Here is a 24,221-nt window from a genome sequence, read left to right on the forward strand (position 1 = left end):
ATGGAACATCTCGGCCGACGGTCGCTTCGCATCATTCTCGGGCTGGGCGTCTGCCTTCCCGCGCTCGCCACGCCGGCGCTGGCGCAGGACGCGTCGGACGAGGGCGCGGTGCAGGAGATCATCGTCACCGGTTCGCGCATTCCCACGATCAAGGATCAGGGGCCGTCGGCGGTCACGACCATCGATTCGGATGCGATCCGCGCCAACGGCTATACCAGCGTCCCCGAACTGCTCGCGGCGATGACGCAGAACAGCGGCGAGACGCAAAGCCCGCAGTCGGGCAGCAGCGCCGACTTCACCCCCGGCGCGCAGCAGGTCGACCTGCGCGGGCTTGGCCCCAACCACACGCTCGTGCTCGTCAACGGCCGCCGCATCGCCGATTTCCCGCTGCCCTATATCGGCCGCAGCAACTTCACCGACATTTCGAACATCCCGGTGGGGCTGATCGACAAGGTCGAGATATTGTCGGGTGCAGCCTCGGCCATCTATGGTTCGGACGCGATTGCGGGCGTCATCAACTTCAAGATGAAGGAAAATCTGGACGGCCTGACGCTCGACTATCGCCACGGCCGCACCCAGCATGGCGGCGGCATGTCGCATCGCTTCACCGCGACCGGCGGCTGGTCGACCGACCGCTTCAGCATCGCGGCCGGGATCGAATATCTCGATCAGCGTCCGCTGTGGGCTTATGATCGTTCGATCCAGGACAGCACCGACGACAGTCCCGGCAGCACGATCGCGCGCCGCACCTTCCTGCGCTACAGCATTGAAAACGACAGCTATATCGATCCGGGTCCGGCGGCCTGCGCCGGGGTTGCGAACCTCAACGGCGGTTCGACCATCTATACGTCGCGTCCGCGCTACGGCGATTATGATCCGGCGATCGACGATTATGGCCCCGGCTATTACTGCGGCAGCAAGACGTCGATCGGCTACGGCACGATCGTTTCGGGTCGCAAGGGCTTCAACAGCTTCGGCACGATGTCGTACGAGCTGTCGGACAATGCCAAATTGTTCGCCGACTTTCAGTTCGGAATCAGCAAGGTCCGGCTGATGTACGATGTCACGAGCTGGGCGTTCGAAAGCTCGTCGTCGAGTTCGGACAACAGTTTTTACAACGCGTTCGACGATACGATCGACGACTGGTCGCGCCAGTTTGCCCCGGAAGAAACCGGCGGGCTGGAAATGCAGCGCAGCAAGCAGACGACCTACAGCATCACGCCTGGTATCCGCGGCAATTTCGGCAATGCCTGGAATTACGAGGCATCGTTCAATTACAGCCGCTACCAGTCGGTCGTCCGCTGGCCCCAGATCGTCAATTCCAAGGCGATCGCTTTCTTTCTGGGCGAACAGCTGGGGGTCGACGAGGACAGCGGCTATCCGATCTTCAACGCCGATCCCGCGCGGCTCTACACCGCGCTGACGCCAGCCGAATATGACAGCATTTCGGCCGATACGGTCTATCGTCCGTATAGCTGGACCAGCAATTTGCAGGCGACGCTAACCAATGGCGAGCTGTTCCAGCTTCCGGCCGGTCCGGTCGGGGTCGCGGTGGTCGCCGAATATGGCAAGCAAGGCTATAATCTGCGCCCCGATCCGCTGGCGCTCACCGACTATTATTACAGCTGGAAGGACAGCGACGGCGCGGGCAAGCGCAGTCATGCCGCGATCGGCGGCGAAGTGCGCGTGCCGGTGCTCGATTTCGTGACGCTGACGGGTGCCGGCCGTTATGACACCTTCGGCTTTGCCGGCCGCGATGTCGGCAAATTCACCTATAATGGCGGGGTCGAAGTCCGACCGACGAGCAGCCTGCTGCTGCGCGCCGCCTATGGCACCGCCTTCCGCGCGCCCGACCTCCACTATGTCTTTACCGGGCCGGGCAATGTGCAGAGCAGCGTCGATGACTATTATCTCTGCGCGGTCGAAGAGCCCGACGAGGATATCGGCGATTGCAGCTATTCGGGGACCGGCGTCGTCGTGAACCGGACCGGCAACCGCAACCTCGACGCCGAAACCGGACGCACGTTGACGGGCGGCATCGTCTTTTCGCCGTCGAGCCGCCTGCATGTTTCGGTCGATTATTTCCGCGTGACGCTCGACAATCAGGTCGACGATCTCAGCATCGATACGCTGGCCCGGACCGAGGCGGATTGCAGCGTGCTGACCGAGGGCGGCACGCCCAAGCTCGATCCCAATTCGCCGACCTGTCAGGACGCCTTCGCGCGCATCACGCGCTTTGCCAGCGGCGGCAATGCCGGGCAGATCTCGTCGATCCGCGTCAATCCGATCAACATCGCGCGCGAAAAGACGAGCGGGATCGATATCGCCTTCCGTGGCAGCCTGCCGACCGGTATCGGCACCTTCACCCTGTCGCTCGCACACAGCCATGTGTTCAAGCACAGTTTCCAGCAATATCCCGGCGATCCGTTCGTCGACAAGCTCGCGGTCGATAGCGGCTATTATCTGCCCCGAGACAAGTCGAACGGCAGCATTTCATATGAAAATGAGGGTTTTCAGCTGACCTTCTCGGGCACCCGCCTCGGCAAGCTGCCCAATTATGACGAGGATGCCTTCATCAAGGCGAGCTACCTCTTCAACGCGACCATGCAATATGATTTTACCGATCATCTGCGCGGCTCGCTGACGGTGCGCAACCTGTTCGACACGAACCCCGTCAAGGACCCGACCTGGTCGAGCTATCCCTATTACAACACCAGCTGGTTCGACAGCATCGGACGCAGCGTGTTCCTGCAGCTCACCTACAAATTGGGAGGATCGGCGCTCTGACCGGTCGCGGCGGGGGCGGGCTTCCGTCCCCGCCGCCCTCCGCTTAGGCGCTTGTGAAACAAGGCGGACGCGCGTTAAGGGGGACCATGGCTAATGGCACCGGTCCCCTTGGCGGCGGCAATGCGCGCCCGACGATGGCCGACATCGCGCGCGAGCTGGGCGTCGCGAAGATCACCGTTTCGCGCGCGCTTTCGGACAGCCCGACGGTCAAGGAAAGCACGCGCCGGCTGATCCGCGATACCGCCGAACGCATGGGCTACCGGCTCAATATTTCGGCGCGCAATCTGCGGCAGCAGCGCACCCGGACCATCGCCGTCGTCATCGAAATGGCCCCCTCGCACGACCGCCTGATGAGCGAGCCTTATCCGCTCTCGCTGCTCGGCGGGATCATGCAGGAACTGACCGCGGCCGGACAGAATATGGTGCTGACGACGATCGAACTGTTCGCACAGCATCCGCCGTCGGCCGACGGGGTCATCCTGCTGGGGCAGGGTGTGCATGACGACGCCGCCGCGGCGATCGAGGCGACCGGGCTGCCGTATGTGGTCTGGGGCGCGGCGCACGGGCCGCCCGGACGCGTCGTCGTCGGCAGCGACAATCGCGCGGGCGGCCGGCTCGCCGCCGACTATCTGCGCGCGCGCGGGCGCCGCGCGCTGCTGTTCCTTGGTGAAACCCAGCATGGCGAGGTCGAGGATCGGCTCCAGGGCTTTGCCGACGCGCTGAAGGGCAGCGACGCCGCGGTGATCGACCGGATCGCCTGCGCCTTCACCGCCGCAGCGGGGCGCGAGGCGGTCGATCGGCTTCTGGCCGAGGGCACTGCCTTCGACGGCGTCTTCGCGGCGAGCGATGCCATTGCGATGGGCGCGATCGAAGCGTTGCAGGCGCGCGGCCTGTCCGTACCCGGCGACGTATCGGTCGTCGGCTTCGACGATTCCCCCGGCGCAGCGATCGTATCGCCGAAACTCACCACCATCCGGCAGGACTGGGCGGTCGGCGGCGAATTGCTCGCCAAGAAGGTGCTCGATCTCGTAGCGGGCAAGGGCGCCGATTCGCGCGCCATGAGCGTGGAACTGGTCGCACGCGAAAGCTGAATCACTGCGCGAATGCGCCGTAGTTCGCGCGACCTTTCCCCTAATGGTATCGATAACTTGACATCGATACCATTTTTGGATCAGAAGGCGGCTTCGATGGAGCGCGCGCCGGCCGAGCGTGCGCCGCGGGTGAGGATGACAGTGGCAATTTCCAGCGCAGCTTCCGATACGATGCGGCTTGTCCGGCACGGCGGCGACGCCGTCGGCGATCAGGCGGCCGCGCTGTTCGCGCTCGCCAACGGCCTGGTCGGCGTCGAGGGCGTCGCCGACGAATGCGCCGCCGCGCCCTGCGCCTATCTTCCCGGCGCCTATGTCAGCCGCCCGATCGATTATCATGAAAGTTTTCCCGGCTACGCGACCGCGACCGACACGCGGATCAAATGCCCGAGCCCGGTGGCCCTGCGCCTGCGGATCGACGGCGCGCCGGTCGATTTTGCTGCTGCCGAGCGCCTCGAATCCGAGAGCCTGCTCGATCTTGCCTCGGGACAGCTTCGCCGCCGCACCCGCTGGTGTCTCGCCGATGGCCGGACGATCGAGATTGCGGCCGTTCGCATCGTTCCGCTGGACGGCGATGCCTGCGTCGCAACGCGCCTGTCGGTCTCGCCGGTGGATTTCGCCGCGACGATCGAGATCGATCTGATCTTCGGCACCGATGCCGATCGCGGCAATGCCGATGCGGCCGACGATCCGCGTATTTCCGGGCGGCTACGGCCGGTCTGGACCGTTCAGCCTTCCGAACCGGGCGACACCCCTTCCGTGGTCCGGTTTGCCCAGGGTGCCGCCGAACTCGCCTATCGCCAGCGGGTCGCCAGCATCGATGCGCCGGTGGTGCGCATCGACGGCGGCCATATGGTGCGCGGCGCGTTGGTCGCCGGCGGCACGCTGAGCGTCGACCGGGTGGTCGCCATGACCTGCACCCGCGGCCGCCCGGTCGACATCGCTGCGCTGCCCGAACCGCAGCCGTTCGACGCCATTGCGGCGGCGCAGCAGCGCGCGGTCGACCAATTGTGGGCGCATGCCGATTTTGCGATCGCGGGCGACGACGCGCTGACGCAGGCGCTGCGTTTCAACCTGTTCCAGCTCCACCAGTCGGCCAGCCGCGACCCCGAACACAGCATCGCGGCCAAAGGGCTGTCGGGCGAAGGCTATGAGGGCCATTATTTCTGGGACGCCGAATCCTTCATGCTCCCGGTGCTGGCGCTCCAGATGCCCGACCGGGCGCGCACCCTGCTGCAATATCGTATCGGCAAGCTTGCGGCGGCGCGGGCGCATGCGCGCGGCATCGGCCATGCGCGCGGCGCGCTCTATCCGTGGCGGACGATCGGCGGGGCCGAATGTTCGTCGCACTATCCGACGGGATCGGCGCAATATCATATCAACGGCGACATCGCGCATGGCGTCGCTTTGTATGTCGCAGCGACGGGCGATAGCGACTTCCGCCGTGCCGCGGCCGAAATGCTGTTCGAAACCGCGCGGATCTGGCCCGAGATCGGCGCCTTCGACCCGCGCCGCGGCGGTGCCTTTTGCATCTATGGCGTGACCGGGCCCGACGAATATTCGGCGCTGGTCGACAATGATTATTACACCAACGCGATCGCGGCGCGCCACCTTGCCTATGCTGCCGACACCGCCGACTGGCTGGCGCACACCGCCCCCGAGGCCTTCGCGGCGCTGGCGCAGGCCATCGGCCTCGATGGCGAAGAAGTCGCGATGTGGCGCCGCGCGGCCGAGGCGATGTGGTTGCCGGTCGATGCAGAGGCCGGGGTAAGCCCGCAGGACGACGCCTTTCTGAGACGCCCGAAGCTGGCTGATCTGGCACCGCTCGACGAGCGCGGGCCGCTGCTGATGCGCTATCACCCGATGATCCTGTTCCGGCACCAGATCGCCAAGCAGGGCAATGTGCTGCAGGCGATGGCGATGGATCTCGTGTCGTTGCCGCTCGCGCTGCAGCGGCGCAATTTCGACTATTACAGCCGCGTCACCGCGCATGACTCGACATTGTCGTCGGTCGCCTTCGCGATCGTGGCGGCGCGGCTCGGCGAAGATGCGGAGGCGCTCGATTTCCATCGCGAAGCCGCCTTCGTCGATCTGGAAAATCGCCACGGCAACACCTCCCACGGCCTGCATATGGCGGCGCTGGCGGGGAGCTGGCTGGTGCTTGCGCACGGTTGGGGCGGCCTGCGGCTCGGCGGCGATAGCCCCGCCTTCGCGCCGCGCATCCCGGCCGGGTGGACGCGCTATCATTTCCGCCTGATGTGGCGCGGCAGCGTGATCGAGGTTGCGGTCGATGCCGAAGGGGCGACCTATCGCCGCCTGTCGGGCGCGCCGGTCGAGATTGTCGATCACGGCCGCCCGGTTCGTCTTGCCGACGCGGCGGTCCGGATGGCGCGCCCGGCGGTGCAGGGCGTGATCTTCGACCTTGACGGCGTGCTGACCGACACGGCCGAGGATCATTATCATGCGTGGCAGGCATTGGCCGACCAATATGGCTATGCCTTCGACCGCGCCGCCAACGATCGGCTGAAGGGCGTCGATCGCGCGGGATCGCTGCGCCTTATCCTGGACGGCGCGGGCGCGTCGGTCGACGACGCGCGCTTCGAGGCGATGCTTGCAGAGAAGAATGCGCTCTACCGCGCGCGGCTGACCGCCTATTCGCCCGCCAATCTGTTCGACGGCGTGCGCGCGCTTTTCGCGGCGCTGCGCGGGGCGGGCATCAAGATCGGTCTCGCCTCGGCGAGCCGCAATGCCGGCGACGTCGTTCGGTTGCTCGGCATCGCCGACCAGTTCGATTTCATTGCCGACGCGGGCGCGATCGCGGCGAACAAGCCCGCGCCCGACATATTCCTGGCCTGTGCCCACGGCATGGGCCTCCCCCCGGAACGCTGCATCGGTATCGAAGATGCGCAGGCCGGAATTTCGGCCATCCATGCGGCGGGCATGGTGGCGATTGGCATCGGGTCTGAAGAGGCGCTGCCCGACGCCGACGTGCATGTCCCCGCCATCGGGGCGCTTTCGGTCGACCAGATCCTGTCAGCAGAACGGGAAGCGGCGAGCGCAGGCAACCTTTCAAAGAAAACAGGATAAGTGGAGGAACAGCCATGTTGAAACGGACCTATCTGCTCTCGTCGATCGCGCTCATCGCGCTGCCGGCGGCGGCCCATGCCCAGGAAGCGCCTCAGCCCGCCGACGATGCGGCAGGCAATGAAATCGTCGTCACCGGCACCGCCGGCGGCGGGGTCAGCCGCCAGGCCGCGGCCTTTGCGATCACCAGCATTTCGGCCGATGCCATCGAACAGGCCGCGCCGAACAGCACCGCCGACCTGCTGAAGGTCGTGCCGGGCGTCATGGCCGAAAGCTCGGGCGGCCAGAACGGCGCCAACATCTTCGTGCGCGGCTATCCGTCGGGCGGCGACGCCGAATTCGTCACGCTGACGACGCAAGGCGTGCCCTTCTTCTCGCCGCCGACGCTGTCGTTCCTCGAAAACACGCAGCTTATCCGCATCGACGAAACGATCGCGCGGGTCGAGGCGGTACGCGGCGGCACCGGCGCGCTGTTCGCCAACGGCCAGCCCGGCCTGACCGTCAACTTCGTCCAGAAAGAGGGCGGCCCCGAATTCGAAGGGCTGGTGAAGGCCAGTGTCACCGATTTCGGCGACGTGCGCGGCGACCTGCGCCTGTCGGGTCCGCTCGGCGACAACACGACCTTCATGGTCGGCGGCTATTATTCGAGCGGCCACGGCATCCGCAATCCGGGCTTCACCGCCGAAAAGGGCGGGCAGATTACTGCCAATATCCGCCATGACCTCGACAAGGGTTCGATCCTCGTCTTCGCGCGCTACCTCAACGATCATGGCCAGTGGCTGCTGCCGATTCCGGTGATCCGCGACGGCGACAAGGTGCGCCAGTTCGGCAATATCGACCCCGGCACCGGCGTGATCGCCGGCCCCGAAACGCGCCTGTCGGTGCTTCCCGACGGCACGCGCGCCGACCTTGGCGACGGCCGCGGTGCCAAGCTGATCAACCTTGGCACCAATTTCGATTACGAGATCGGCGACGGGCTCCAGCTGCGGTATCGCGCGAGCTACCTGAAGGGCGATGCCGATACGACCGGGTTGGTTCCGGCGAGCACCGCGATGTCGGCCGCCGACTATGCGGCGAGCCTCGGCAGCACGATCGGCAGCCTGACCTATGTCAATGGCGGCGATGCGGTCGCCAATGCGGGCAGCCAGCAGGTGATCCGCGCCGGCACCTGGATCGTGCGCAAGCAGATCGAGGATTTCACCAACGACCTCAACGTCGAATGGGACAGCGGCAACAACAAGTTCACGCTGGGCGCCTATTTCTCCGACTTTTCGTCGAAGGACCAGTGGAACCTCGGCAACATCCAGCTGCTGACCGCCGAAAACAACGCGCGGCTGCTCAACCTGACGCTCGCCAACGGCCAGGTGGTCACCGATCGCGGCTTCACGCAGGGCAGCTTCTTCAACGTCAACGCCGCCTATGACGGCCGCGAATATGCCTTTTATGCGGTCGACGAGTTCCAGATCACGCCCGAACTGCGCTTCGACGCGGGCCTGCGCTATCAGCATTACAAGGCAACGGGCACGCTGGAAAACAATGCGACCGTGCTCGACGCCGATGGCGACCCGAACACGCTTTACGACCAGAATGTCGCGGTGCTCGACGGCACCTTCCGCAATATTTCGTACAGCAAGGGCGCCTGGTCGTGGACGGCGGGCCTGAACTACGACTTCTCGTCGTCGGTCGGCGCCTATGTCCGTTACAATCGTGGCAACACCAATCCCTTCTTCGACAATCTGCGCGACGGCATCCGCGTCTCGCCGCGCGTCGACAATTTCGAAGGCGGGGTGAAGGTGCGGACCGACATGCTGTCGCTCTATGCCACCTTGTTCCACACCAAGTTCGAAGGCCTTGTCACCACCGTCATCCAGAATGGCGCTCCGCAGGCGTCGATCGGCGGCGCGCGCAGCACGGGTGTCGAGCTGGAAGGACAGCTTCGGCCGGTCGACAATTTCACGCTCGCCTTCTCGGGCACGTGGCTCAACGCCAAATATCGGGACTTCTTCACCAACAATGGTGCGACCGACCTCAGCGGCAACCGCGTCCAGCGGCAGCCGAAGTGGCAATGGCGCGTGACCCCGGCCTATGAACTGCCGTTCGGCAACGACGGCAAGGTCGGCGTCTATTCGACCTTCACCTATATCGGCGATCGTTTCTCGGACACCGGCAACACCCAGTCGCTGCCGCATTATTTCAAGATCGATGCCGGCGTGACGGTCGACGTCAACCGTGCGCTCAGCTTTGCGGTCACCGCCGACAATCTGACCAACGAGATCGGTCTGACCGAAGGCGATCCACGCACGCTGGGCCAGAATACGGCTGAAGTGCTGAACGCCCGTCCGATTCTGGGCCGGTCGTTCCGCTTCAGCGCCGCCTATAAATTCTAGGTCATCCCTCCCTGGGTGGTCGCGGCCTCTTCGCGACCACCCCTCTTTGCGGCAAAGGACTTGGCATGGCCCGCACGCGTTTGATTGCCGCAATGATTCTGACCTATGTCGCCTTCGCGATGCTGCTCAACAGCGTCGGGACGGTGATCCTGCAGTCGATTTCCAGCTTTCATGTCACGAAGCCCGAGGCGAGCACGCTCGAAGGTTTCAAGGATATCACGATTGCGATCGTTTCCTTCCTGACCGCGAGCTATCTGCCGCGCATCGGCCTCCGCAACGCGCTGATCGGGGCGCTGCTGCTCGCGATCGCGGCCTGTACGGTCATGCCGCTTGCGGGAAGCTTTGGCGCGGCGCAATTGCATTTCGCGATGGTCGGCGCGGCCTTCGCGGTCGCCAAAGTCGTTGTCTATTCGATGATCGGCCTCGTCACCGACGACGCGCGGCACCACGCCAGCCTGACCAGCCTGATCGAAGGCATGTTCATGGTCGGCGTGCTGTCGTCCTATTGGGTGTTCAGCGCCTTCATCGACCCGGAGGGCCTGCGCTGGCTCAACGCCTATTGGGTGCTGGCGGTGATCCCGGCGCTGGCGCTCGCCTTGATCCTGTCCGCATCGCTCGACGAGCGCCGCACCCATGCGGGGGAGGAGGCCGCCGATGAACAGGGGCCGCCGCTCGTCGCGATGCTGCGGCTCGCGGCGCTGCCGCTGGTGCTCGTCTTCATCGTCTGCGCCTTTGTCTTTGTCCTGATCGAGCAGGGGATCGGCACCTGGCTGCCGACCTTCAACAACGAGGTGCTGCACCTGCCGGCGCAGATGAGCGTCCAGGCCGCGAGCCTGTTCGCGGCGTGCATCGCGCTCGGCCGTTTCGGCGCCGGCGCGGTGATGGCGCGCTTCGACTGGTATCCGGTCCTGAATGTCTGCCTGGCCGTGCTCGCGGCGCTGATCATCCTCGTGCTGCCGCTCGCCGATGGCCTGCGTCCGGTGCCGATCGAAAGCTGGCGCGACGCGCCGATCGCGGCCTTCCTCTTCCCGATGATCGGCTTCGCGCTCGCGCCCATTTATCCGACGATCATTTCGGTGATGCTGAGCGCGATGCCGAACCGGCATCACCCGTCGCTGATGGGGCTGGTCGTCGTCTTTTCGGCGCTTGGCGGCACGACGGGGTCGCTGATTACCGGCGCGCTGTTCGCGCATCTCGACGGGCGCACCGCATTCACGCTGATGCTGGTGCCGACGGCCCTGCTCGCCGCCGGCCTGTTCCTGCTCCGCCGCCGCATCCGTGCCAGCGAAACGGCGACAGCGCAGCCCGCCTAACCGAGCGAGGGCAGGTCGAGTCCCTTTTCGCGCGCGCAGTCGATCGCGATGTCATAGCCCGCGTCGGCGTGGCGCATGACGCCGGTGCCGGGGTCGTTCCACAGCACGCGTTCGAGCCGCCTGGCCGCTTCGGGGGTGCCGTCGGCGACGATCACCATGCCGCTGTGCTGCGAAAAGCCCATGCCGACGCCGCCGCCGTGGTGCAGCGACACCCATGTCGCGCCGCTCGCGGTGTTGAGGAGCGCGTTGAGCAGCGGCCAGTCGCTAACCGCGTCCGACCCATCGCGCATCGCTTCGGTTTCCCTGTTGGGCGAGGCGACCGATCCCGAGTCGAGATGATCGCGGCCGATGACCACGGGCGCCTTGAGTTCGCCCGACGCCACCATCTCGTTGAATGCGAGCCCAAGCCGGTGACGATCGCCGAGCCCGACCCAGCAGATGCGCGCGGGCAGGCCCTGGAAGTGAATTTTCTCACGCGCCATGTCGAGCCAGTTGTGCAGATGCGCGTCGTCGGGCAGCAGTTCCTTCACCTTGGCATCGGTCTTGTAGATGTCCTCGGGATCGCCCGACAGCGCCGCCCAGCGGAACGGACCGATGCCGCGGCAGAAGAGCGGGCGGATATAGGCGGGAACGAAGCCGGGGAAATCGAAAGCATTCTCGACGCCCTCGTCCTTCGCGACCTGCCGGATATTGTTGCCATAATCGGTCGTCGGCACGCCCGCGGCCTGAAAATCGAGCATCGCGCGGACGTGCACCGCCATCGACGCCTTGGCCGCCTTCGCGACCGCCTGCGGGTCGCTTTCGCGCTTCTCCATCCACTCGGCGACGCTCCAGCCAATGGGGAGATAGCCGTTCACCGGGTCGTGCGCGCTCGTCTGGTCGGTCAGAAGGTCGGGGCGGATGCCGCGGGCGAACAGGTCGGGCAGGATTTCGGCAGCGTTGCCGAGCAGGCCGACCGACACCGGCTTTTTGTCGGCGCAGCTCTTTTCGATGATCGCCATCGCTTCCTCGATCGTCTGCGCCGCGACGTCGAGATAGCCGGTGCGCAGCCGCATCTCGATCCGGCTCGGCTGGCACTCGATCGCGAGGCACGATGCGCCGGCCATCACCGCCGCGAGCGGCTGTGCACCGCCCATGCCGCCAAGCCCGGCGGTGAGCAGCCATTTGCCCGCGAGGTCGCCGCCATAATGCTGGCGCCCCATTTCGACGAAGGTTTCGTACGTCCCCTGCACGATGCCCTGTGTGCCGATATAGATCCACGATCCCGCGGTCATCTGGCCGTACATGGCGAGCCCGCGCTTATCGAGTTCGCCGAAATGCTCCCAATTCGCCCAATGCGGGACGAGGTTGCTGTTCGCGATCAGCACGCGCGGCGCGTCGGGGTGGGTGCGAAAGACCCCGACCGGCTTGCCCGACTGGACGAGCAGCGTTTCGTCGCCTTCGAGGCGCTTCAGCGTCTCGACGATGCGGTCATAGCTTTCCCAGTCGCGCGCGGCGCGGCCGATGCCGCCATAGACGACCAATTCCTCGGGGCGTTCGGCAACGTCGGGATGAAGATTGTTCATCAGCATGCGCAGCGGCGCTTCGGTCAGCCAGCTCTTGGCGTTGAGCCGGTCGCCGGTCGGTGCCTTGATGACGCGGCTGTTGTCGAGGCGGGTCATGGATATCCTTTCGCAAAATCGAGGGTCGCGGCGATCACTTGCTGCAGCGTCGGCAGGATCGCGGGATCGGCGTGGAGCGGGCTTGGCCAGTTGCCGGGGTCGAAAGACGCCGGTTCGACCATATAGCCGCGCTGGGCGAGCTCCATCTGGATCGCGTGGATGCCCGCGTCGGGGTGGCCATAATGGCGCGTTGTCCAGCCGCCCTTGAAGCGGCCATTGACGACATGGCTGTGGCCGCTCGCGGCGCAGATGCTTGCAACCACGGTTTCCAGCTCGGGCGCACAGGTCGCGCCGCCGTTGGTGCCGATGTTGAATTGCGGCAATTCGCCGTCGAACAGGCGCGGCACATGGCTGCGGATCGAATGGGCGTCGTAAAGAATGACCTTGCGATGCTGCGCCTTCAGTCGCTCGATCTCTGCCGCGATCGCATCGTGATACGGGCGGTGATAGAGGCCCAGCCGGCGGACGACTTCGGTCTCGTCGGCCGCGCCGAAGCGATAGAGCGGGTCGCCGTCGAAGGTCGTCGTCGGGCAGAGCTCGGTCGTCGCTTGCCCCGGATAGAGCGAGGCGCCCGACGGATCGCGGTTCATGTCGATCACGCTGCGCGAGATCGCGGTCGCGATCGTCGTCGCGCCCAGATCGCGCGCGAAGGCGTAAAGATCGGCGATCCACCAGTCGGTATCGAACTGCGCGCGCCATGGCGAGACGAACTGATCATCGAGGCCCGCAAGATCGGTGCCGCCGTGCGGGAAGGCGACGATCAGCGGGGCGTCGCCGCGGTGGATGCGCAGCCAGTCCATCAGCCGATCCCCGGCAGCTCCGCGGCCACCGCGGCGGCGAGGCTGCCGGTGCGGATCAGCGCGGTCGCGGCTTCCATATCGGGATGGAAATGCCGGTCGTCGTCGAGCGTGGGGACGACCGCGCGCAGATGCCCGCGCGCCGCCTCGAGCGCGGCGCTCGATGTCAGCGGGGCGTGGAAGTCGATGCCCTGACAGGCCGCGAGCAATTCGATGCCGATCACTGCGCTGACATTGTCGGCCATGTCGAGCAGGCGCCGCGCGCCGTGCGCCGCCATCGAGACATGATCCTCCTGATTGGCCGAGGTCGGGATCGAATCGACGCTGGCGGGATAGGCGCGCTGCTTGTTCTCGCTGACCAGCGCGGCGGCGGTGACCTGCGGGATCATGAAGCCCGAATTGAGGCCCGGCCGCGGGGTGAGGAAGGCGGGCAGGCCCGACAGCGCAGGGTCGACGAGCATCGCGATGCGCCGTTCGGCGATCGACCCGATCTCGCACAGCGCCAGCGCGATCATGTCGGCGGCGAAGGCGACGGGCTCGGCGTGGAAATTGCCGCCGGACACCGCCTCGTCGCTATCGGCGAAGATCAGCGGATTGTCCGAAACGCCATTGGCCTCGATGCGCAGCGTCGTGCCGGCCTGCCGCAGCAGATCGAGCGCCGCACCCATCACCTGCGGCTGACAGCGGAGGCAATAGGGGTCCTGCACGCGCGGATCGTCTTCGGCGTGCGAGGCGCGGATCGCCGAACCCGCCATCAGGCCGCGCAGCGCATCGCCGACCTCGCGCTGCCCCGCATGACCGCGCAGCGCATGGATGCGCGCGTCGAACGGCGCGTCGGAGCCTTTGGCGGCTTCGGTCGAGAGCGCGCCGGTGATCAGCGCCGACTGGAACAGCGTTTCGGCGCGGAACAGCCCGGCGAGGGCGTTGGCGGCCGAAAATTGCGTGCCGTTGAGCAGCGCCAGGCCCTCTTTGGGGCCAAGCTCGAGCGGTGCCAGATCGGCGGCGGCAAGGGCCTCGGCCGCGGGCAATATCTTGCCGCCGACCGCGATCGCGCCGACGCCGATCATCGCGGCCGCCATATGCGACAGCGGGGCGAGGTCGCCGCTTGCGCCGACCGAACCCTGCGACGGGACGACGGGGGTCAGGCCCTTGGCCAGCATCGCTTCGAGCAGTCCGACCGTTTCGCGCCGTACCCCCGAGGCGCCGACGCCGAAGCTGGCGAGCTTGAGCGCCATCATCAGGCGGATGACGGGCGTGGGCGAAGCGACGCCGGTGCCGGCGGCGTGGCTGAGCACGATGTTGCGTTGCAGGATCGACAGCTCGTCGTCGGCGATCCGGACGCTCGCCAGCTTTCCGAAGCCGGTGTTGATGCCATAGACCGGGGCGCCGCGCGCGACGATGCGCGCGACCGCCGCGGCGCTGGCGTCGATCGCGTCCCAGGCCCGCGCAGCGAGCCGCGCCGCCGCGCCTTCGTAAATGGCCCGCCAGTCGGCCAGCGTCATGCTGCCCGGCGTGATGGCAATCTGCGTCACGTCGTCTGTCCCATCCATATCCGCTGGTGCAGCGGGTTGAGTCCCATGCGGCCGACCAGATCGGACGGCCGTTCGATATCCCAGATCGCAAGGTCGCAGCGCTTGCCCGCCTCGATCGTGCCGATGCTGTCCGACAGGCCGAGCGCCTGCGCCGCATGGCGCGTGACGCCGAGCAGGCATTCGTCGGTGGTGAGCCCGAACAGCACCGCGCCCATGTTCATCGTCAGCAGCAGCGAGGTGAGCGGCGAGGTGCCGGGATTGCAATCGGTTGCGAGGGCGATCGGCACGCCCGCCGCGCGCAGCGCCGCCACCGGCGGCAGCTTCGTTTCGCGAAGGAAGTAAAAGGCGCCGGGCAGCAGCATCGCGACCGTCCCGGCATCGCGCATCGCGGCAATTCCCGCCTTGTCGAGATATTCGAGATGATCGGCCGACAGCGCGCCATGCCGCGCGGCGAGTGCCGCGCCATGCTGGTTGGAAAGCTGTTCGGCGTGGAGCTTGACCGGCAGGCCATGTGCGGCGGCGGCGGCGAACATCCGTTCGGTCTGCGCGGGCGTGAAGCCGATATTTTCGCAAAAGGCGTCGACGGCATCGGCGAGTCCTTCGGCCGCGATCGCGGGCAATATCTGCTCGCACAGCAAGTCGATATAGCCGTCGGCGTCGCCCACAAATTCGCTCGGCAGTGCATGGGCGCCGAGAAAGGTCGTCCGCACCGTGACCGGGCGCGCGTCGCCCAGCGCCCGCGCCGCGCGGAGCATCTTTGCTTCGTCGGTCAGGGTCAGGCCATAGCCCGACTTGATCTCGATCGTCGTGACGCCCTCCGCGATCAGTGCGTCGAGGCGCGGCAGTGCGCTGCGGACCAGCGCCGCCTCGCTCGCCGCGCGCGTCGCCGCCACCGTCGACGCGATACCCCCGCCCGCGCGCGCAATCTCTTCATAGGACGCGCCCTTCTGGCGCAGTTCGAACTCGGCGATGCGGTCGCCCGCGAAGACCAGATGGGTGTGCGCGTCGATCAGCCCGGGGGTGATCCAGCGGCCGTCGCAGTCGATGACATCGGCGGCATCGGGGGCGTCGGCTGCGGGGCCGGCGAAGGCGATCCGGCCGTCGCGCATGCCGATCGCGCCGCCCCTAACCACACCGAGACCGGGCAGGTCGGGGCGCATCGTGGCGAGACGGGCGTTGGTCCACAGGCGATCGCAGCGCATGCCCTCTCCTCCGGCTTGTGGCATCGACTCAATAATGTATATACATAAATCCGAACGCGGAAGAATGTCCAGACGGGATGAAGCGATGGCGCTTTGGTGCGAACAGGCGTGGCTGGCGGAGGGCTGGGCGGAAAATGTCCGGCTGACGATCGTCGATGGCCATATCGGTGCGATCGAGGTGGCGGCGCCGCCGCAGCCGGGCGACGACCGGCACGCTATCCTGATCCCCGGCCTGCCCGATCTGCACAGCCATGCCTTTCAGCGCGGCATGGCGGGCCTCGCCGAGCGCGCGGGCGAAGGCGACGACAGTTTCTGGACGTGGCGCGAAGTCATGTATCGCTTCGTCGACCGGCTCGATCCAGACGGCATGCGCGCGATCGCCGCGCTCGCCTATGCCGAAATGCTGGAGAGCGGTTTTACCCGCGTCGGCGAATTTCATTATCTGCATCAATCGCCTGACGGCCGGCCCTATGGCGATGTCGCGGCGATGGCGCAGGCGATTGCGGCGGCGGCCGATGAAACGGGGATTGGTCTGACCCTGCTTCCCGTCTTCTATGCTCATTCGGGGTTCGGCGGCGCGGCCCCGACCGCGGCGCAGCGACGCTTCGTCAGCGACCTCGACAGCTATGCCGCGTTGCTCGACGCGTCGCGTGCCGCGGTTGCGGGACTGGGTGATGCCATCGTCGGCGTCGCGCCGCACAGCCTGCGCGCGGCGACCGCCAGCGAACTGACCGCTGTTGCAGCAATGGCGGCCGGCGCGCCGGTGCATATCCATATCGCCGAACAGATGGCCGAGGTCGAGGCGTGCCAAGCCTGGAGCGGCGCCCGGCCTGTCGAATGGCTGATGGCGAACGCCGAGGTCGGCGCCGACTGGTGCCTCGTTCACGCGACGCATGTCACCGAAGCCGAATGGCGCGCGATCGCGCAGAGCGGGGCCGTCGTCGGGCTGTGCCCGATCACCGAGGCCAATCTTGGCGACGGTGTGTTCCCGGCACGCGAGTTTCTGGCGGGCGGTGGCCGCTTCGGGGTCGGCTCGGATTCCAATGTCGAGATCGACGCGGCGGCCGAACTGCGCCTGCTCGAATATGGTCAGCGGCTGGCGCATCGCGGCCGCAATCTGCTCGCGGGCGGTGCGGGGCGTTCGACCGGCGCCGCGCTCCACCAGGCGGCGCAGGCGGGCGGGGGACAGGCACTGGGGCAGGCGGGGCACGGCATTGCGACCGGCGCGGCGGCCGATCTTGTCAGCCTGACTGCGGCCGACCCCGCGCTCGCCGGGCGGCGCGGCGATGCGATCCTCGACAGCTGGATCTTCGGGCGAGGCGGCCGCCTGGTCGACTGCGTCTGGCGCCGCGGCGTCCAATGCGTCGCGGGCGGCCGCCATGTTGCGCGCGCGGCGATCGACGCGCGCTATCGGGACGCGATGCAGGCGCTGCTCGCATGAAGCTAAGCGGCGCTCTCCATGCGCAGATCCGCCGCGATATCGAGGCGCGGATCATGTCGGGCGAATGGAAGCCCGGCGACCGCATCCCCTATGAACATCAATTGATGGCGACCTATGGCTGTTCGCGGATGACCGTGAACCGGGCGCTGCGCGCCTTGGTCGAGGCGGGGCTGATCGAAAGCCGCAAGCGCGCTGGCACCTTCGTTTCGCACCCGCGTATTCATCGCGCCGCGCTCGAAATTCCCGATATCCGCGACGAGGTGGCGCAGCAGGGCGAGGATTATCGGCTCGACCTCGACCGCCGCGAAATTCGCGCAGCGAACGAGGAGGATCGGCGCCTGCTTCAGATCGACGGCGGGTCGGTGCTCGCGATCGAGTGCCGCCACCATGCCGGCGGGCGGCCCTATGCGCTCGAGAGGCGCCTCATCAATCTGGCGGCGGTGCCCGGCGCGGCCGACGTCGATTTCGCGGTCGAGCCGCCGGGATCGTGGCTGCTCGCGCATGTTCCCTGGACCGAGGCCGAGCATCGCATCACCGCGGTCAATGCCGGGGCGAAGGAACTGGTCGCGCTCGGCATCGCGGCGGGCGCGGCCTGCATGGCGCTCGAACGCTGGACGTGGCGCGGCGCCGAGCGCATCACCTATGCGCGGCAGGTCTATCCGGGCGACCGCTACGCGCTCGTCGCGCATTTTCGGCCCTGAAGAGGAATGGTCATGGATTTTTCGCGTCTCGAAACCAGCAGCAAGATCGGCGACGGCTGGCGTTATCCGGCGGCGGAGCCGCGGCGCAGCGGCTGGCTGGACGTCGATGCCGAGGCGGGGCACCGCATCTATTGGGAGGAATATGGCGCCGCGGGCGGCGAGCCGGTGATGGTTCTTCACGGCGGGCCGGGCGGCGCCTGCTCGCCCGAGATGGCGCGCTTTTTCGATCCGGCGCGCTATCGCATCATCCTGTTCGACCAGCGCGGCTGCGGCAAGAGCGAGCCCAATGTCGCCGCCGCTGGCCCCGCCGCGGCGCTGCGACACAATGATACGCCGCACCTGATCGACGACATCAACCGGCTGCGCGATGCGCTGGACATCGCGGGGCCGATGCATGTGTTCGGGGGCAGCTGGGGCAGCACGCTCGCCATGGCCTATGCCATCGCCTTTCCGCAGCATTGCGCCAGCCTGATCCTGCGCGGCATCTTTCTGGGATCGGCCGAGGATCTCGACTATCTGTATCAGGGCAATGCTGCGACCTGGCACGAGGCGCCCTATGCGCTGACCGCGCCCGGCGCCTATATCAACTATCCTGACGAATGGGCCGAACTGCTCGGCGTGCTGTCGGTCGCCGAACGGCGCGATGTGATGGCGTCGTACAAGGCGATCTTCGACATGGTGCCGCAGACCGACGCCGAACGCGAGCGGCAGCTGCATGCCGCGCTCGTCTGGTCGCTGTGGGAAGGGACGATCTCCAACCTGATTCCCGAACATGGCGCGACCGGCAAGTTCGGCGATGCCGACTTCGCGCTATGCTTTGCGCAGATCGAGGCGCATTTCTTTGCAAACGACCTGTTTCTGGAACCCGGTCATCTGATCGGCGGCGCGTCTACGCTTGCGTCCATCCCCGTGCATATCGTCCACGGCCGCTTCGATGAGGTGTGTCCGCTGACACAGGCGTCGCGGCTGGTCGCGGCGCTGCGCGACGCGGGGCGCGAGCCCGCCACTTACGTCGTCACCAATGCGGGACACAGCGCGATGGAGCGCGAAAATGCGCTCGCGCTGACCGCGATCATGGACGGATTGCCGCCGCTGCGCTGAATTATGTCGACAGCAGCGCGAGGATGACGCCGCCCACAACCAGCAGCAGCCCCAGCGTCTCGTGCCAGCGGACGGGCTCGCGCAGATAGAAATGCGCAAAGGCGATGGTGAACACCACCTCGACTTGCCCGACGACGCGGACCAGTGCCGCGGGGGCGGCGGCGAAGCCGGTGTACCAGCACGCCGATCCGAGCGCCGATAGCAGCCCGACCTGCGCCGAGGAGCGCCACGTCCGGCCGACCGCGGCGAGCGTTTCGCGGTCGCGCGCGATGATCCACGCAAGATGCAGCGCGCTTTGCATCGCCATCACCACGACGAGGGTGACGAGCGCCGATCCCACCGTATCGACGCCCTGCAGCTCGGCGGTGGCAAGCTTTATCGCGACCGCGGCGCAGGCGAACATCGACCCCGCGCCGAGCCCGAACAACGCGGCCGGCTGACCGAGCGAGCCCGCAATTTCGCGCAGCGTCAGCCCGCGTCCCGCAAGCGCGAGGATCAGTACCCCGGCGACCCCTGCAACGATACCCGCCCAGGCAAGCAGCGGCAGCTGTTCGCCGAGGAACAATGCGGTGACGAGCGCCGCCTGCACCGCTTCGGTCTTGGAAAAGGCGGTGCCGACGACGAAGCCGCGATGGCCGAAGGCGGTGATGAGCAGGATGGTCCCCGCCATCTGGGTCACCGCGCCGACCGCCGACAGGCCGGCGAAGGCGAGGCCGAGCGGTGGCAGCGCCGCATGGCGCGCGCCGAGCCAGGCGACCGCAAAGGCGAGCGCGAAGGGCAGGCCGTAGAGATAGCGGACCAGCCCCGCGCCGCTGACGCTCAGTTCGGCGCGCAGCCGCTGCTGCAGCGCAGTGCGCCACGCCTGAAAGAGCCCGCCGAACAGCGAGGCGGGAAGCCAGATGGGGTTCATGCAGCGGCGTCAGGCGGGCTGATTATACATCTCCGTCGGCCCCGGATATTCGCGGCCGTCATCTTCGCCCACCTCGCGTGCGACCAGCGCGTTGACCATCTTGTTGAGCCGCAGCACATTCGCCTTCTGCTTGGGATCGTACGCCAGATTGACGATCTCGCCCGGGTCGGCGTGGGTGTCGTATAGCTCGAGATCGTTTATCGCGGCCAGCGTCTTCCAGTCGGTCGGCGTGTGATGATGCGCCGGCGCGAAATAGCGCGCGAATTTGTAGCGGCCGTCATGGACGCCGCGGTGCAGGCGGCGCTTCGACAGATCATATTGCTTGCTGTAATCGGGTTCGCCGCTTGGCAGCTTGGCGGCGCGGTCCTTGGTCGGCTCCCAATAATGGACGACCGCGTAGTTGAAGAGGTGGCCCGTCTTGTCGCGCTGCGTCGGCAGCGTCGGCGATCCGAGCAGCGCCGACACATCCACTCCCGGCAGGCCGGGGAAACGGTTCTGCTGTTCGTCGGTGGACAGGCCGGCGAGCGTCATCAGCGTCGGGGCGATATCGATCGCGCCCATCAGTCCCTTGGTCGACCGCCCGCCGGGGAAATCGGGGTGGGCGATGATCATCGGGATATTGGTTTCCTCGCGGTACATGGTCGCGCCCTTCTGGCGCATCCCGTGCGCGGCGGCGCGCTCGCCATGGTCGCTGGTATAGATGATGATCGTATTGTCGATCTGGCCGCTTTCCTTGAGCGCCCAGAGCAACTGGCCGAGCCGCCGATCGACGTCGCGCAGGCAGTTATAGTAATAATTGTTGAAGCGGTGCCACGAGGCGAGATCGTCGTGCGCCATCTTGCCGTAGAAAACGTCGTTCAGCCGGACGATCGCGCGATGCGCCTCGGGCTTCGTCGACAGATCGTCCCTGCTGAAGCTTTCGGGCAGGTCGAACTTGTTGTCGACCTCGTAGATCGGATCGCCGGGTTCGCGGCGCAGCGGCCCCAATATGTTCGGATCGGGGCGGCTTTCGGCCTGCTTGCCCGTCGCGTCATAGAACATGATGTCGTGCGGATTGACCAGACCGACGACCTGGAACCACGGCTTGCCGCCAGCCTTGTCGTTGCGTGCATAATCGAAGATCGCGCGCGCCGCGTCGCCCGCAACATACATGTCGGCCCTGTAGCCGTCCCATGTCAGCCCGACTTCCTCGCCATCGAAGCCGTAATCGTGGAAGCCGTATTTCTCCATGGCATTTTCGGTCGTCGGATAGATGCCGCCTGGAATCCGAGTCCAGTTGCGCTCGTAATTGATCCGGCTGAGGTGCCATTTGCCCTTGTAGCTGGTGTAATAGCCCGCCGCCTGCATCATGTGGCCGAGCGTCGGCATGGTTTCCGCCGCCACCGGATAGGGGGCGTTGTCGCTGTTGAGGAACAGGCCCGTCTGCTGCGTATGGTGCGCCTGAAAGATCGTCGAGCGCGACGGGGTGCAGGGGGTCGTGTGCACATGATAATTTTCGACGAGCATCCCGCGTTCCATCAGTTCGCGGTGCGCGGGGAGCTTTTCGAGCAGACCCTCGGGATAGCTGGCGACGCTCTGTTCCTGATCGGTGACGATCATCAGGACGTTGAGCTTCTTGCCGTTCTTCGCATAGGTCGGCATTGCGAGGCCTGCGGCGGCGAGCGCCCCCATTCCCCCGACGAACGTGCGGCGGTTCACATCCCAAGCCATCTCAATCTCCCTTGGCCAGCAGTCCCGAAACGCGATCCGCGGCGCTTCGGCAAGGAAGCGCCGCGGACGGATTGCGTCAGAATTTGAACGACAGGTCCACCCCGAATTCGCGCGGCGGCTGATAGAATTGCGAGATCGGGGTCGCGCCGGCGTTGGTGGCGCCCGAAATCACTTCCTGATCGGTCAGGTTGGTGCCGTAGAGCGTCACCTTCCATTTGTCGTCCTGTCCCGCGACCGCGATGCTGGCGTTGAGCAGCACCACCTCGTCACGGTAATAGCCGTCAAGGTTGCTGCGGCCCCAGGTGTTGAAGCGCGACGAATAGCGCGCGTCGCTGTGCAGCTTGATCTCGCCGAACGCCATCGGAATGGTGTAATCGACCGACAGGCTGCCGCTCCATTTGGGCGCATTGGCGAGGTCGAGGCCGCTCGAATCGGTCGGGACGGCGAAGGTGCCGTTCGGCACCCCGTTGATCAGGATCGGCACCGCCGGTCCGCACTGGCCGGGTTCGGGTGCGCCGTTGGTGAAGACCCCGTTCGTATCCGCGCAGAAATCGGTGTAGCGCGCATGCAGATAGGCAAGGTTCGCGCCGATGGTGAAATTGGCGGCGGGGCGCAGCAGCGTTTCGATTTCGAAGCCCGATATTTTGGCGGCCGCGATGTTGGTCGTGATATTCTCCGCCCGTACCGCGCCCATCTTCGTCACCGAGCTTTGCAGATCGCGATACTTGTTGATGAAGCCCGACACGTTGAAGCGTAGCAACCGGTCGAACAAGTCGGTCTTGGCGCCGATTTCGAACGCGTTGACGCGTTCGGGGTTATAGGGACCGATATTTTCGGGGATCGTCCCGCGCGAGTTGAAACCGCCCGATTTATACCCCTGCGAATAGTTGGCGTAGACCATGGCGGCGGGCGAGAAGCGATATTCGGCGGTCAGGCGCGGCGTGAATTCGGCCCATGACGCCTTCAGGCTGCTCGTGAAGGACGAAGCCTGGTTGCCGTTGACGAACACCTGCGAGGCGATGTCATATTTCTTGCGGTCGTGGCTGTAGCGCCCGCCAAGCGACAGCGTCAGCCCCTCGACCGGATGCGCGTTGACGAGCGCGAACATCGCATAGCTCTGCGTGTCCTGATGAAGCTGGGCGAGCGTCGTCGTGGTCGGGGTGGCGAGCACCGTGTTGAACTGACGCCATTTGTCGGCCTGATAATAGAGGCCGACGACGAAATCGACGGGCTCGCCGGCCGGCGACACGTAGCGCAGCTCTGCGCTTTTGGATTCGCCCGAAAAGTCGCGGGTCACGTCGAGCTGCGGGGCGGGATTGATCAGCCCGTCGAAGTCGCCGCGGGTGATATAGGTGAGGTGACGATAGCCCAGAACCGAACTGATCGTGCCCCAGCCCACGTCGAGGTTCGACGACCAGGATCCGCCATAGCTTTCGGTATTTGCATAGGGATCGAACAGCACCGCCGCTTTGCGCACGTCGGTCTTCACCGCGTCGGGCAGCAGATCCCAATTGGGATCGCCATTGTCGAGGACGTGCGGCGCCGGACCGGTCGTCTTTTGCTTCAGCCAATCGACGACCAGCGTCGAATCGAACGGCCCGCCATGGTCATAGTTGAGCGCGCCGCGCACCGCCTTCACATTGGCGCCGTTGAGGCGGTTGCCGGTGATGACGTTGCGGCTGTAGCCGTCATAGTCGCGGAAATTGACCGAGATTTTGGCGGCCAGCGCGCCATCGGCGAAGCGGCCGCTGTTGAGCTTGCCGCGGAACTGCTTGAGCCCGTAGGATCCCAGGCTGACGCGCGCTTCGCCGCCGAAATCGTCGGTAGGGCGCGCGGTAATGACGTTGATCGTGCCGGCGAGGTTGTTCTTGCCGAACAGCACGCCCTGCGGCCCCTTGAGCACCTCGATCCGTTCGACGTCGAACAGGTCGAGCATCGTGCTCGACACGAAGGGAATATAGACGCCGTCGATGATCGTGCTGACCTTCGGATCGGCGTTGGGATCGGGATCGGCGGTGCTCATGCCGCGGATCGAGATCATCGGCACATTGGCGACGAGGCCCTGCGTCTGCAGAACCACATTGGGCGCCAGGCCGTTGAGGCTGGTGATGTTGGTGCTGCCGCTCGCTTCGACCATCTCGGCATTGAAAGCCGAAATCGCGATCGGGACATTCTGCACGCTTTCGCTGCGGCGCTGCGCGGTGACGACGATGTCGCCATAGCTATTGTCTTCGGCGCCGGTGGCGACTTCCTCCGCCGCGGCGGTTTCGCCGGTCTGGGCATGCGCCGCCGTTGGTGCGGTGCCAAGCGCGACCATGGCGGTCGAAAGCAGGAACAAGCGCGTCGTCATCATATCCTCCCACATGATGGCCGCATCGATCCGCTCCCGCACGCGCCAGCGCGGCGGAAATGCGGGTTCGCATCCGGCCTTGTCAGTCCATGAAACGGGGTGATGCTGTGGCAGGCTGCCCATTTTGCCGCCGGCGCCGGGCATCGTCTTGTGCCCG

Annotated in this window: 15 protein-coding genes; 8 read left to right on the plus strand and 7 right to left on the minus strand. The window is 66.0% G+C overall.

Annotation, left to right across the window (positions count from 1 at the left end):
- The 5 genes from EBMC1_RS14550 to EBMC1_RS14570 all read left to right on the plus strand — a co-directional run bounded on the left by EBMC1_RS14550 (window position 1) and on the right by EBMC1_RS14570 (window position 10,659).
- The gene (locus EBMC1_RS14550; protein ID WP_003049407.1) at window positions 1-2,787 is read left to right on the plus strand and encodes a TonB-dependent receptor plug domain-containing protein; all 2,787 of its coding nucleotides are present in this window, start codon (window positions 1-3) and stop codon (window positions 2,785-2,787) included.
- Window positions 2,788-2,873: 86 nt separating this feature from the next.
- A complete protein-coding gene (locus EBMC1_RS14555; protein WP_003049410.1) occupies window positions 2,874-3,878 on the plus strand; it encodes a LacI family DNA-binding transcriptional regulator in 1,005 nt (334 codons plus the stop codon).
- A gap of 171 nt (window positions 3,879-4,049) precedes the next feature.
- Window positions 4,050-6,962, plus strand: a complete 2,913-nt coding sequence (gene pgmB, locus EBMC1_RS14560) for a beta-phosphoglucomutase (RefSeq protein WP_156001336.1) — start codon at window positions 4,050-4,052, stop codon at window positions 6,960-6,962.
- A 14-nt stretch (window positions 6,963-6,976) separates the two neighbouring features.
- Window positions 6,977-9,346, plus strand: coding sequence for a TonB-dependent siderophore receptor (locus EBMC1_RS14565; protein ID WP_003049417.1), 2,370 nt, complete (start codon window positions 6,977-6,979; stop codon window positions 9,344-9,346).
- A gap of 65 nt (window positions 9,347-9,411) precedes the next feature.
- A complete protein-coding gene (locus EBMC1_RS14570) occupies window positions 9,412-10,659 on the plus strand; it encodes an MFS transporter (protein WP_003049419.1) in 1,248 nt (415 codons plus the stop codon).
- On the opposite strand, the gene hutU is transcribed toward EBMC1_RS14570, so the two are convergent.
- The 4 genes from hutU to hutI are packed head-to-tail and all read right to left on the minus strand — an operon-like array spanning window position 10,656 to window position 15,851.
- Complete coding sequence (gene hutU, locus EBMC1_RS14575; protein ID WP_003049422.1) at window positions 10,656-12,320, minus strand: urocanate hydratase; 1,665 nt, start codon at window positions 12,318-12,320, stop codon at window positions 10,656-10,658. The genes EBMC1_RS14570 and hutU overlap by 4 nt on opposite strands.
- Window positions 12,317-13,120 (minus strand): N-formylglutamate deformylase, encoded by an 804-nt coding sequence (hutG, locus tag EBMC1_RS14580; protein ID WP_003049424.1) that lies wholly within the window; start codon window positions 13,118-13,120, stop codon window positions 12,317-12,319. Before hutG ends, hutU begins: the two co-directional genes overlap by 4 nt.
- Window positions 13,120-14,667 carry a histidine ammonia-lyase gene (gene hutH, locus EBMC1_RS14585; RefSeq protein ID WP_081611213.1) on the minus strand — a complete coding sequence of 516 codons (1,548 nt, stop codon included), beginning with the start codon at window positions 14,665-14,667 and terminating at the stop codon, window positions 13,120-13,122. The genes hutG and hutH overlap by 1 nt, the downstream gene beginning before the upstream one ends.
- Window positions 14,646-15,851 carry an imidazolonepropionase gene (gene hutI / locus EBMC1_RS14590; protein ID WP_003049432.1) on the minus strand — a complete coding sequence of 402 codons (1,206 nt, stop codon included), beginning with the start codon at window positions 15,849-15,851 and terminating at the stop codon, window positions 14,646-14,648. Before hutI ends, hutH begins: the two co-directional genes overlap by 22 nt.
- Window positions 15,852-15,915: 64 nt before the next feature.
- Here hutI and EBMC1_RS14595 point away from each other — a divergent pair, with 64 nt between their 5' ends.
- Genes EBMC1_RS14595 through EBMC1_RS14605 form a run of 3 tightly spaced genes read left to right on the plus strand, consistent with a single transcriptional unit; the run spans window position 15,916 to window position 19,094 of the window.
- Window positions 15,916-17,292 carry a formimidoylglutamate deiminase gene (locus EBMC1_RS14595; RefSeq protein ID WP_196795431.1) on the plus strand — a complete coding sequence of 459 codons (1,377 nt, stop codon included), beginning with the start codon at window positions 15,916-15,918 and terminating at the stop codon, window positions 17,290-17,292.
- Window positions 17,289-17,993, plus strand: a complete 705-nt coding sequence (gene hutC, locus EBMC1_RS14600; protein WP_003049438.1) for a histidine utilization repressor — start codon at window positions 17,289-17,291, stop codon at window positions 17,991-17,993. Before EBMC1_RS14595 ends, hutC begins: the two co-directional genes overlap by 4 nt.
- Window positions 17,994-18,005: 12 nt before the next feature.
- Complete coding sequence (locus tag EBMC1_RS14605; RefSeq protein ID WP_003049442.1) at window positions 18,006-19,094, plus strand: alpha/beta fold hydrolase; 1,089 nt, start codon at window positions 18,006-18,008, stop codon at window positions 19,092-19,094.
- A 1-nt stretch (window position 19,095) separates the two neighbouring features.
- On the opposite strand, the gene EBMC1_RS14610 is transcribed toward EBMC1_RS14605, so the two are convergent.
- The 3 genes from EBMC1_RS14610 to EBMC1_RS14620 all read right to left on the minus strand — a co-directional run bounded on the left by EBMC1_RS14610 (window position 19,096) and on the right by EBMC1_RS14620 (window position 24,064).
- Window positions 19,096-20,004 (minus strand): EamA family transporter, encoded by a 909-nt coding sequence (locus tag EBMC1_RS14610; RefSeq protein WP_003049445.1) that lies wholly within the window; start codon window positions 20,002-20,004, stop codon window positions 19,096-19,098.
- Between the two features lie 9 nt (window positions 20,005-20,013).
- The gene (locus EBMC1_RS14615) at window positions 20,014-21,714 is read right to left on the minus strand and encodes a sulfatase-like hydrolase/transferase (RefSeq protein ID WP_003049448.1); all 1,701 of its coding nucleotides are present in this window, start codon (window positions 21,712-21,714) and stop codon (window positions 20,014-20,016) included.
- Between the two features lie 76 nt (window positions 21,715-21,790).
- Window positions 21,791-24,064: a TonB-dependent receptor gene (locus tag EBMC1_RS14620; RefSeq protein ID WP_196795433.1), complete on the minus strand. Its 2,274-nt coding sequence runs from the start codon at window positions 24,062-24,064 to the stop codon at window positions 21,791-21,793.
- Between the last annotated feature and the right edge of the window lie 157 nt (window positions 24,065-24,221).

The organism is Sphingopyxis sp. MC1, from assembly GCF_000371385.1.
GTDB lineage: Bacteria > Pseudomonadota > Alphaproteobacteria > Sphingomonadales > Sphingomonadaceae > Sphingopyxis > Sphingopyxis terrae.